Raw genomic sequence first — 12,029 nt, 5'->3', positions numbered from 1 at the left:
GCTGTTTCTAAAAATTTTTTCTTCTTATTATCGGAGCTAACCAATGCTTTCACAACTTCTTTTCCAAGAAATTTTCTTTCTAAGTTTGGAAGGACGTCTCTTCTAGCTATTCACAATCCGCTCGAAACCGTTCTTCAATTCATTATTCTCAGTCTCTTTGAAATACAAATAATTGTTTGGGTTTCCTTGATTTTGCTGAGTCACCATTACCTTAGGTTGATTTTGTTGGAAACCAAAGAAATACAAATGAGCTCCAGACGGTTTTGGATGATCGATATCAGAGTAGATCGCCACTAATTCAAATCCCGCTTGTCCTCTGCCATTTTCTGACCATTCTACGGTAACCGGTGTTTGATCAATCACCATAGACCATTGCCCATCAAAAATGTATTGTGGTACTTGCAATCCATAATAATTAGCATTCACATGATCATTGTAGCTTCTATACTGTTGTCCCATTTCCTGACCCCAAGTTGACATAAACGTAGCTAATTCAGTCGCCTTACTCGCATCCCAACTATTTTTTTCAACTGGCTGACTACTTGGTGTCGCAGACTCAGCCGTTGTAGTTTGAGTTGACTCTGATGTACTCGTCGCCGTGGACTCTGTTTTTACCTTTGTTTCTGATGAGCTGGATGATTCAGTCTTATCAGATTCTTTCGTCGTTGTTGAACCTGTCTTACTTGTTTTTGTAACAATAGTGTCTGTCGATTTACTTGAAACATCTTTTGCCTGATCCGTTCCGCAACCAGCTAGTACAAACAACAACCCCACAGCCAACAATATCCCCTTTTTCATTAATAAAACTCCTCCTTGATTGTTTCACTCATTCTAACAAACCAAACTTGAGATTATGCCGAAAATTTGAAAAATTATTTCTAACCAATCCCTCATCTGCAAACTAGAAAATTGGTTTAACTGTTACGAAATCAGAATCAGATACTCAAAAAAAGGTTTATGTAGATTTCTAAGGAGTAGTTTGCCATAGAAAATACTGATCAACTATAAAGAGACACGGAAAAACGCAATCCCTCATTTATCAATTATGACTAGTATCAAATACATCTAACTCTTTGTTCAGATATTCTCCGTAATTGCTGTAAATATACAAAACTTAAACCATTAGGCACAAGAGAAACAGCTAAAACAAATAGACTGATACAATTAACAAAAAAATCCTCAACGCCCGCCTTGTTTCTAGCGGTATCGTTGAGGAATACGATCATTGGTTGCTATTTCAAAAATGGCTGAAAATGGTGTCTCTAATAGATAACTTATTCATCCACAAAATAAAAGAAAACTCTATAAATTTTCTTTATTCAATTTCACGTTTGTTCTGCACTGCCATTCACTTTAGATCCCTTCATCAGAGCACCATTTTACTATTTACTAAATTTTTTCTTCTCAGTAAATATCGAATAAAGATAAATAAAAAAGTTCCAACGCTTGTTAGTAATGCAAGAATCATCGTTGGCGGATAGGTAGAGGAAACCTCAATCGTAGTCGTTCCTTCTTTTCCTTTAACCGCTACTAACCCGTCATCATTTTCTATGCTAGTCGTTTGACCATTTACTTTCGCAACGGTTCCCCAATAATCAAACACAGGTAACGTGATTTTTTGCCCTTGCGCATCTTCCACTGTATAAATGATTTTTGAATCATACGCTTTATGAGAACTACTTTTCCATTCATTCCCAACTTTTACTTCATGTTTTTTCAACTGATTTTTGTATTTCAGCGCATCAGACGGTGCATAATCATAAAGTCCCCCTGTCCCTGAAGTCGTGTAATGCTTAATCTCTTTTTTTGTCATAATCAGACGACCGTTATAGGATTGGATCTTTTGCGTATAATTTATTTTCGTTACTACTGTTAGTGTCAAAAGCAGGAGGACGATTCCGCCAATCCACCATATACTTTTTTTCTGATCTGGTCTGCATTTCAAAAAGACCATCACCAAGATCAATGATCCGAAAAGCACTTGAAATCCTAAGATTCTCCAAGGAAATTGAATCAATTGGATAGGTGTATTTTGTAAAAGAAACCATGGAAAAACATTCGTCGATAAAAACCACGTAGCTACTGCACAAAAATAAATGACTCTTTCTCTTCGTTCAAATCTTTTCAAAAAGAAAAGCGGGAGGACTAATGACACGACACCAATCGTTCCCATTGTAAATGTCGTCAAATCATTAGTCATCGCACCAAACAAACTTTCAAAAATGTTCACTCCCCGCTCCTGAAGGTTTGTGCGGAAAGGACGATTGATGCTTTGATGCAGGACTTGCTGCAGCATTGGGTACCAAACATACGCTGTTAAAAGAGTCGTCCAGCCGACAGCTTTTGTCATTCCAACAAACAAGTCCAAAACATTTTCTTTCTTTTTTCGTTTAGCCAAAAGTGAACCGATAAACAAAAGCCCAATAACTATTACGCTCATAAACGTAAAAAGAGCATGCGTATAAATAAGCAAACTCATACTAACAGCTAAAGGAATCACACAATTCTTCTTTTCAAAAAGAAGTCTATACGTGTAGTAGAGGACTACTGGCATAATCGTCAGAGCAATTGATTCTGAAATCGCTGAACGTTGGTAAATATCGATCATTCGATACCCGTAAAAAGTATAGAAACAACTAAATAAAAATGCCGCATCTACACGTTTAAAAAATTTCCGTCCGTAATAGAAGGTGATGAGGATTGTACACACATTCAGTACCCAAACATATAACATATAACTTAAGATCAAATTATGGGTAATCCAGTAAAAGATTACAGCTGGAAACAGGGTTAGATAAGGATAAAAAAAGTTGACCCCACCACCATAACTATTGAATGTAGTAAAATTGATCGGACCCGAAAATACAGAAGCCAATCCTTTGATCCTGGAAAAATGAAAAGCAATATCTCCTGTCGTTGCGATCTTTTCTGTATTATTAAAAAAGATAAAGGAATAAGTGCTTGCAATAGCTATTAGCAGAACAAACAAAATGATTTTTCGATTGAATCTCATAACAATTTTTATTTCTCCTTTCATACGTTACTCTATTTGAAATGACTCAGTGATTATTCATTGGGTGAATCACTCTCATTTTTATCATTTCATATTAAAAGAGCTTGCTAGTTATGTTTATGACATACTTATTTTTCTTAACTAACATGAAATACACTATACCTAATCAGCAAGAAAATATTTTTTCTATTCTCTCACTCATTCATTATTTTTTTCATCTTTTGAATAATGAAAAGGTGTGATTATTTTCAACATATGAGTTAGTTACCTCAAGATCCATTATTAAATCCTAAGCTATCCATTGACGAATAGATGGTTTCATTGATCCCTTCTCCCTTCTAAACAACTGACAGATTTCAATTTATAACGTATGTGATTTTATCAAAAAACAACTAGTTTTGTCATTTAATAACCTATAACATAGACATGAAAAGGCTTCATCGAGTTGATGATTCAAAATATCGTTATTTTTATTTAAAGATTTATTTGGAACCTCAATCTTATCATTCACTCTAAAGCGCTGTTTAAGCAGTAGCCCCTTGAAATAAGCCGAAACCAACAAAAAATAGATCCCTATCTCTAGACATTCATTGATAGACTTTATCGTGCCAAATTTCATTAAGTAACGTACTTTCTTTCAAAAAAACGTAAAAAACATTTATTAAGATGTTGGAATATGAGTAAAAAACGGATTTATAATCATACAAATTTTTTTGATTTTTGTGTACCTTAAAATCAAAAAATGGGACAATAATCAGATTTTTTCTGACTATTGTCCCACTCTCTTCATGGATATAATATATATTTAAAATTATATTTATTTCAGGTAACTACTACCAAAAATACCATTGGAAATGATTATAATAATCATCGTTCTAATTGTTAATATATGCAATTGCACTCCCACTACCAAATTTGATATCTGGTAAAGATCGTTTATATAAATTAAGTTCTCGCAAAGTATCTTCTCTATTCGATAATGCCTGAAACGCATAGCGTGTTCGACCATTTTCAAATTTCTTCGATTCAGAATATTGAGAAGAAACTTTATATGCTGCAACAACCGCATTATCTGCTCCTGTATTAACAGCTATAACATAGCGAATCCGATGTATCTTATCACGACCGATTACCCAGTTACCTAGCGTACGGGATTTTAAATTATTATCATCACGAAATCTGTCATCGATTGGATATTCTTGTGACTCATCTTTAGAAAGATTGAACGCATCTCTTACTTTTACTGCTAGAATCAACTCATTCGTCGCTATTTCATTTATAGACATCGGTTGAAACCCATATCGGTCTTCGATTTCTTCAACTGACATCGCCTTAGATCCATGTCCTTTTACTAAATTCGTTAACGAAAGACCTTGGATCAATTGAGCATAATTGATCAATGCATTTTCGCTTGCATAAGCTTCACTCTCCGTTAAGCCATAGCTAAGTATATAGCTCGATATTTTCAGTTTCATCCCATTTATTTCTTGAATTGTTTTTATTTTTAATGTTCTAACTGTCTCATTTTCTTCAAGTAAATCTGATTTTCTTAGCATATTCAGTGCCGCTTGACGATGGGCAAAAATACGATTTCCTTTTCCTTTCCCAATATAAAAAGTCTGGTTGTTTCTAGGATCAACCAAACAGTAAACATAGTAAGGATGTTTTTCATCTTTTTGCAACTCAGCTAAAGTAGATGTAGAAAATTTTTTAAGTTCACTCATTTATACTCCTCTGTTTCACTATTTTTTCCCTGTCTCAGAAAAAATATCATTATTTATGATAAGGCGCACCCGCATTGATCCGAAAAGCGCGGTAGATTTGTTCGACGAGGATCAAGCGCATGAGTTGGTGGGGATAGGTCATTTTACCAAATGAGATTTGGGCGTTGCTGCGTTTCATGACGGCTTCGCTTAAGCCGAGTGAACCACCGATGACAAAAGTGATCTGGCTTTTCCCTTGGATTCCTAGTTGGTCGATTTCTTTGGCGAAAGCTTCACTGGTTGGATTTTTCCCTTCGATCGCTAGTGCGTAGACGTATTCTTGTTCTTTGATTTTGCTCAAGATCCGCTCGCCTTCTTTTTCTTTGACTTGGCGCATTTGAGCTTCACTCAAGTTCTCAGGTGCTTTTTCATCGGGGACTTCGATTCGTTCGATTTTAGCGTATGCTTGCAGCCTTTTGACGTATTCATTGATTCCTTGAATCAAGTATTTCTCTTTTAGTTTACCGACTGAAATGATTTTGATATTCAATTGCTTTACTCCTTCATTTGTCTTTTTCATTGTTCGTTGTTCGTATTTCCTTCTTTTCTATTATAACGAAATGTTTGCTAAAAGAAAAAGCGAGTTATTTTTTATTTATTTAAAGATTCCCACATAGTTATACACATCATCCACAGGTTTATCCACAGAAAAGACGATGATTTTGGCTTATTTTATAAGTATTTCTTAAGCAAACGTATGTTTTGCACTGATTTATCCACGTTGTCCACATCTTGTGGATAAAAAAGGGTATTGTTTTTCTGCGAGTTTTCCGCTGATTTCTACACAGGATTTGTGGAAAACTTTTTTCTTATTTTTTCATCTGAACGCAATGATTTTTCCTAAAGTTTTTCATAAAAAGTTCATAGTCTCCAAGTAGACTAATCTTAACAAATAAGTCTATACTTAGAGATAGAAGAAAATGATAAATGGAGGCAGATCACATGGAGAGAAAAGATGTGACACCAAAAATGAAAAAGAATAATGGAATCTGGCGTAAGCTGGGTCTAGGCTTAGTCGGTGGAATTATTGGGGGCTTGGTAACGGCTGGTATTTTTTATGCTGTCATGGGTTCTGGAAACGCAGCGTCAAATTCGGGTGGTCATCAAAATTCAGCGGGCGAAACTGTCGTTGAGAATGTCAAAGTCAATGTCGATTCAGATATTACGAATGCGGTCGATAAAGTCCAAGATGCGGTGGTATCTGTTATCAATCTTCAAAGCCAAAATCAAGGGACCAACGGCTTTGGGCAACTGTTTGGCCAACAACAACAAGAAAGTTCTGATGATAGCAACCTAGAGGCTTCTAGTGAAGGTAGTGGTGTCATCTACAAAAAAAGTGGTAATTCCGCTTATATCGTAACGAATAATCACGTAGTGGAAGGCCAACAAGGATTAGAAGTTTTATTAAAAGATGGAACAAAAGTCAAAGCTGAATTAGTCGGGACGGATGCTTATTCTGACTTAGCCGTTTTGAAAATCAGTGCAGATAAAGTGAACAAAGTTGCTTCATTTGGTGACTCTAATTCATTGAAAGTAGGTGAACCGGCGATCGCAATTGGTTCTCCTTTAGGTTCTGAATATGCCAACTCTGTGACTTCGGGGATTATCTCTTCATTGAATCGCCAAGTAACCAGCACGAACGAGTCAAATCAAACGGTCAATATCAATGCGATCCAAACAGATGCTGCGATCAACCCTGGTAATTCTGGTGGTCCATTAGTTAATATCGAAGGTCAAGTGATCGGGATCAATTCAAGTAAAATTGCAAGTACTTCTGCTTCTTCATCAGGTGTAAGCGTGGAAGGAATGGGCTTTGCGATCCCAAGTAACGATGTAGTAAATATTATCAACCAACTTGAAAAAGATGGAAAAGTAACCCGTCCTGCTCTAGGGATCACAATGGTTGACCTTTCAGCCGTTTCAACCCAACAACAAGAACAAATCTTGAAAATTCCTGAATCTGTGACAAATGGTGTGATTGTTACCAGCGTTCAACCGGCGACACCTGCAGAAAAAGCTGGCTTGAAACAATATGATGTCATTACAAAAATCGATGATACTGATGTTTCTTCTGGTGTAGAATTACAATCTGTCTTGTATCAGAAAAAAGTCGGCGATTCAGTGAAGGTCACTTACTATCGCGGAAAAGAAAAGAAAACAACAACAATTCAATTAACAATTGATCAATCCGCATTAAAACAAAGCCAATCAGAGAACTCTGGTAACTAATAACTAATTTCCTATACAAAAACAGCACGGTTGCTCGGCAACTGTGCTGTTTTTTGCTTATTTTGGAAATGCTTCGCCAATCACTGCATCTTCTGGTAAAACAAGGATCCCTTTTTCTTTCGGTGCATCTGGTAATTGTAATTCTTTTGCCGAACAAATCATTCCGTGACTTTCAACCCCACGTAATGTTCCTGGCCAAATCATCATTCCATCAGGCATCATAGCTCCTGGTTTGGCAACAACGACTTTTTGTCCTGCTTCAATGTTCGGAGCGCCACAAACGATTTGTAAGACTTCCTCTTTTCCTACTTGTGTTTCAGTGATCGATAAGTGATCAGAATCAGGATGTGGTACGCAAGTTTTGACGTAGCCAACAACGATTTTTGGTTCATTTTCTTCTGTTAACGTTTCTTCAAAACCAGCTTCTTTGATCAAGCGGTTCAACTGTGCAATTTGTTCTTCTGTTAGTTTGACTTGTCCGTTACCTTCGATCGTAAGATGGTCGGAGATATGGAAAAAATTCCAGCCAACGATTTGTCCTGTTTCATCTTTGATTTGAGCAACATTCCATTTACGGATGACCGTATTTTCGGTTCCATTGTCATTTGAGACGATGACCATCAAGGTATCTCCCACGTGCGCTTTATTATAAGCAAAAATCATGTTTTTTCCTCCATTATCCTTTGCTGACATTTATCTTAACAAAAAAAAAGTTTTTGTGCATGCTTTTTTTCATTCTTCAAAAAAAGTGCGAACAACTATTTTCTTAGTTATGGAATCGCAAGAATTTTCAATAGCAACGAGCCTGTGAAAGATATCTTGCCCTTCACTCTAAAAACGAGTAAACAGCATGCAAAAAGTCACTCTATCAGAAAATTTGCCGGAGAATCCCAAAAATAGGAGGAACTATTTTCGGATTCTCCGGCTTATTTCTTAGAGCTAGGCATTTCACTATCTCTTAGTTAACGTATTTAATTGTCGGTGTTGTTCTCCACTTCATCAGAGACAATCAAGACATCACATGGTGCTCGGCGGATGACATAGCTGGAAACACTACCTGTCATAAATCGTTCAACCGCATTTAATCCTGATTGACCGACCATGATCAAATCGATCGCATATTTTTTTGGTAAGTTGACTGCCATTGATTCTCTAACAGAACCATAAGCGACGATTCCTTCGATTTTTTGATAGTCAACTGTTTTTCCATAAGCTTTGCAGTCTTCGATCATTTGTTTCGCTGCTTCTGTTTGTTGGTCAACTAGCGTTTGATCTATTGGGACATAGCCCATGAAATTATAAAATTGTTGGTCGATCACATTTGCTACATAGACGGTTCCGTCGTTTCTTCGAGCAACCTCAACTGCTTTTTTAAAGGCAGAAAGTGCTTGCTCACTTCCATCGATCCCGACCAAAATATTTTTATATTCTTGTTCCATCCTGATCCCTCCTAACAAATATCCAGATGTTAGCCGTTCGTCACACGATTTAAAAAATCCTCGATTTCTTGTTTTGTTTTCCGATCTTTATTCACTAGACGACCTAATTCTTTACCGTCTTTGATCACTACAAAACTTGGGATTCCAAAAATGTTCCACTCAGCGGCTACATCTATGTATTTGTCACGATCGACTTCAATAAAACGCCATGCGGCAAAATCATTTTCTATTTCTGGCATTTGAGGCTTGATAAAGCGACAATCGCCACACCAATCTGCGGTAAAGAAAAAGACACTGTTCCCTTTTTCAACGTAACCTGCTAATTCTTCTAAGTTTTTTGGAATAATCATTGCTGTCCCTCTTTTCTTCTTATATTTAAATTATACACCTTTCTTTAAAAGTCACCAACTCCTAACCAGTCCTCACTTTTGTATTCAAAAAATTCAGGTGCTTCAACCAAAAAAACGATTCACCGATTTCCCCCGTATTTACTGACTGACGTCAAAACAAGAAGAGGCCGAGACAAAACTTGTCTCAGTCTCTTCTAGTATCTCTAAAAACGAATAAACGGTGTTCAAGAAGCAACTCCTCAACAATAAGCGATGATTTTCTAAAATATGAGGAGCTATTTTAAAAAATCCTCTCTTATTCGCTCGGAGCTAAACGCTTCTTTCACAGCCTCTTCTTAACTATTTATACTATCCTTCGCTTATCTCTGTTCCACGATCCATGGTTCTCGTTTCACTTCGTTTAAAGGATGTATTCTTATTTTCCGTAAACGATCGTATTGACAGTCGATTTGTCTAATCCTTTTAATGTTTGGATTAACATCTCTCTTGCTGCTTCAAAGTCACGAATGCTAAACATTGTTTGATGTGTATGAATGTAGCGTCCTACGACTCCGATCACCGTACTTGGGATTCCTTCGTTTTGTGTATGTGCCGCACCTGCATCTGTGCCGCCTTTTGAGACAAAGTATTGGTAAGGAATGTTGTTTGTTTCAGCCACGTCTAATAAGTATTCACGCAAGCGTGGTAACATGATCAATCCTGGGTCTTGGATACGCATCAACGTTCCTTCACCTAGATGTCCGAATGTCCCTTTTTTCGTTACCGTATCGTCTGCTGCTGAGCAATCGACTGCAAAGAATAAATCAGGTTTGAATTTGTTGACAGAAGCTTTTGATCCACGTAAGCCAACTTCTTCTTGCACATTTGCTCCTGCGATCAATGTATGACCTAGTTTTTCATTTTGCAGCGCTTCTAACGCTTCTAACACCATTGTACAACCATAGCGGTTATCCCATGATTTACTGATGATATTTTTGCCATTAGCCGTTTTGATGGTTTCAGCGAATGGTACGATCGTATCGCCTGGCAATACGCCAAAGCTCATTGCTTCTTCACGTGATTCAAAACCAGCATCAAATAAGATATCTGTCACTTCCACTGATTTTTGGCCGCTTGTTCCACGTAATAAATGTGGTGGAACAGAAGAAGAAATACATGGGTAATTTTTGCCAGAAGAAGTCTTCAATGTGTAGCGTTGAGCAGAAACCACATACGGATTCCAGCCACCTAAAGGTACAACTTTGAATAAACCGTTGTCCTGGATTTGGGTTAGCATAAATCCTACTTCATCCATATGAGCCGCAACCATCACACGTGGGGCATCTGCCTCTTCATGTTGGCGTAAGCCAAAGATTCCACCTAAACCATCTAGTTGTAATTCGTCCACTAAGGGTTCCATGTGCGCTTCCATATACGCACGAATGTCTTGTTCAAAACCACTTGTTCCTTGAAGTTCTGTTAACTCTTTGATTCGTTGAAATGTTTTTTCATCCATAATAAAGTTCGCCTAAGATTCAGACTATGCTCCTCTCAAATTTATAGTTGACTGACTAATTTGTATTGCTCTTAGTCAATCACTCACATTTATTATAGCTTATTTTAATTGATAGCGGTTATTTATTTCTAAGAAAAACACAGAGTATGGTAGAATAAATGAAGATAATCTTTTTGGACAAAGAAGGAGGTAAGACGTATGTATTCTGAAGAATGTGAGTCAAATAATTTTAAAAACGGTCTTGCTATAGGTATCGGACTTGGTTTAATCAGTGGCATCACTTCAATGGTTTTGTATCAACGTAAGAAAACGTTATCAGCTGATCAAGTCTTAGAACAAGTCAAAGAATCATTCTTAAAAGAAGGCTCCATCGAGGGGTCTTGGATCTCATTTGAAAAAGAACCGACTAGAAAATTTGCGATCCATTCCAAAGCTTATCGTGGAGGGATTTCCCGCCTGGAAGATGGCGAAATCATTTGCTACGAATTTTTAGCGGATGCGTATACCGGCACCGTGTTAGAGATTTCAAGAAAAAAGAATGAATTGATTTAATAAAGCGAAGCCTCAGCCATCACCATTAATATAAAAATAGTGGTTTTATACGGGGCTTTTTACAATGGAAACAAAAAGAAGTGAAAATTCTCTCTAGGTACTAGCATTTAAGAATTTGATACAGTATTCTTAATAGAGATTTTGTTTTCTATGATTTAAGGAGAGTGAAAAATGGAACAACAAGAGAAAATTGCTGTTCTGATTCCTTGTTATAATGAAGAAGCGACGATTTCAACAGTCATTGCAGACTTTAGACGAGAATTACCGGAAGCAGAGATTTACGTATATGACAACAATTCGACTGACACCACCTATGAACTTGCCGTGGCGTGTGGGGCAATCGTCAAAAAAGAACCAAGACAAGGGAAAGGAAATGTCATTCGGCAAATGTTTTTTGATATTGATGCAGATTACTATCTCATGGTGGATGGTGATGATACCTATCCTGCCGAAGCGGTGCATGGATTACTGGATAAACTTCGCTCAGGTGAAGCGGATATGGTAATTGGTGACCGACTTTCAAATGGGACTTACTTTGACGAAAACAAACGTCCGTTTCATGATTTTGGGAATAATTTAGTGAAAAACACAATCACACGATTATATAAAACAAAAATACGAGACGTCATGACAGGCTATCGAGGATTTAATCGTATTTTTGTCAAAAGTTTCCCGATCATGAGTTCCGGATTCCAAATCGAAACTGAACTGACGATCCATGCCTTAGACAAAAAATTCAAATTGGTCGAATTGCCGATCGATTACCGAGACCGTCCAGAAGGCAGTGAATCGAAACTGAATACATTTTCTGATGGATTTAAAGTGATCATGATGATCGTTAAAATGTGGAAAGACTACAAACCATTGATGTTTTTTGGCATCTGGACCTTTTTCTTTTTTGTATTCGGCTTATTTGCCGGTGTTCCAGTGATCCGAGAGTATATGCTGACTCACTTTATCACACGGGTACCTTCTGCTATTTTAAGTACCGGATTGATGATCCTTGCCTTACTTTCATTAGTTACTGGGTTGATTTTAGATACTGTTGTAACGAATGCCAAAAAAGAATATGAACTAAATCTCTATCATGTCTATCATGAATGTCGAAAGCAAGAACAACAGAAATAACGTAGAAATAACCAAAGAAACTAGCTGGGAAGAATCTAGCTTCTTTGGTTATTTTTTTGC

At 37.0% G+C, this 12,029-nt stretch carries 11 protein-coding genes; 3 read left to right on the top strand and 8 right to left on the bottom strand.

Going from position 1 to position 12,029, the window contains the following annotated elements; translation table 11 throughout:
- Positions 1–102: 102 nt before the first annotated feature.
- From EHR_RS06095 to rlmH, 4 genes are all read right to left on the bottom strand, one after another.
- Complete coding sequence (locus EHR_RS06095) at positions 103–798, bottom strand: DUF4767 domain-containing protein (protein ID WP_010737048.1); 696 nt, start codon at positions 796–798, stop codon at positions 103–105.
- A gap of 568 nt (positions 799–1,366) precedes the next feature.
- Positions 1,367–3,013 carry a glycosyltransferase family protein gene (locus EHR_RS06090; protein ID WP_010737047.1) on the bottom strand — a complete coding sequence of 549 codons (1,647 nt, stop codon included), beginning with the start codon at positions 3,011–3,013 and terminating at the stop codon, positions 1,367–1,369.
- A gap of 875 nt (positions 3,014–3,888) precedes the next feature.
- The gene (locus tag EHR_RS06085; protein ID WP_010737046.1) at positions 3,889–4,737 is read right to left on the bottom strand and encodes an LEM-3-like GIY-YIG domain-containing protein; all 849 of its coding nucleotides are present in this window, start codon (positions 4,735–4,737) and stop codon (positions 3,889–3,891) included.
- 49 nt (positions 4,738–4,786) lie between these two features.
- Complete coding sequence (gene rlmH, locus EHR_RS06080; RefSeq protein ID WP_002317110.1) at positions 4,787–5,266, bottom strand: 23S rRNA (pseudouridine(1915)-N(3))-methyltransferase RlmH; 480 nt, start codon at positions 5,264–5,266, stop codon at positions 4,787–4,789.
- A gap of 452 nt (positions 5,267–5,718) precedes the next feature.
- Between rlmH and EHR_RS06075 the strand changes: the two genes are divergently transcribed.
- Entirely contained in the window at positions 5,719–7,005 is a 1,287-nt protein-coding gene (locus EHR_RS06075) for a S1C family serine protease (protein WP_010737045.1), read from the top strand.
- A gap of 57 nt (positions 7,006–7,062) precedes the next feature.
- On the opposite strand, the gene ytpR is transcribed toward EHR_RS06075, so the two are convergent.
- From ytpR to pepA, 4 genes are all read right to left on the bottom strand, one after another.
- Entirely contained in the window at positions 7,063–7,668 is a 606-nt protein-coding gene (gene ytpR / locus EHR_RS06070; RefSeq protein WP_010737044.1) for a YtpR family tRNA-binding protein, read from the bottom strand.
- Positions 7,669–7,976: 308 nt separating this feature from the next.
- Positions 7,977–8,444 carry a universal stress protein gene (locus EHR_RS06065; RefSeq protein ID WP_002317107.1) on the bottom strand — a complete coding sequence of 156 codons (468 nt, stop codon included), beginning with the start codon at positions 8,442–8,444 and terminating at the stop codon, positions 7,977–7,979.
- Positions 8,445–8,473: 29 nt separating this feature from the next.
- Complete coding sequence (locus EHR_RS06060) at positions 8,474–8,794, bottom strand: thioredoxin family protein (protein WP_010737043.1); 321 nt, start codon at positions 8,792–8,794, stop codon at positions 8,474–8,476.
- Positions 8,795–9,209: 415 nt separating this feature from the next.
- Positions 9,210–10,289 carry a glutamyl aminopeptidase gene (gene pepA / locus EHR_RS06055; RefSeq protein WP_010720947.1) on the bottom strand — a complete coding sequence of 360 codons (1,080 nt, stop codon included), beginning with the start codon at positions 10,287–10,289 and terminating at the stop codon, positions 9,210–9,212.
- 198 nt (positions 10,290–10,487) lie between these two features.
- Here pepA and EHR_RS06050 point away from each other — a divergent pair, with 198 nt between their 5' ends.
- Together EHR_RS06050 and EHR_RS06045 are read left to right on the top strand one after the other, a co-directional pair.
- Entirely contained in the window at positions 10,488–10,841 is a 354-nt protein-coding gene (locus EHR_RS06050) for a PepSY domain-containing protein (RefSeq protein ID WP_002317104.1), read from the top strand.
- Positions 10,842–11,012: 171 nt separating this feature from the next.
- The gene (locus EHR_RS06045; RefSeq protein WP_002317103.1) at positions 11,013–11,969 is read left to right on the top strand and encodes a glycosyltransferase family 2 protein; all 957 of its coding nucleotides are present in this window, start codon (positions 11,013–11,015) and stop codon (positions 11,967–11,969) included.
- The last annotated feature ends 60 nt before the right edge of the window (positions 11,970–12,029 follow it).

This window comes from Enterococcus hirae ATCC 9790, from assembly GCF_000271405.2.
GTDB classification, from domain to species: Bacteria; Bacillota; Bacilli; order Lactobacillales; family Enterococcaceae; genus Enterococcus_B; species Enterococcus_B hirae.
This window is presented reverse-complemented; position numbering and strand designations above follow the sequence as displayed.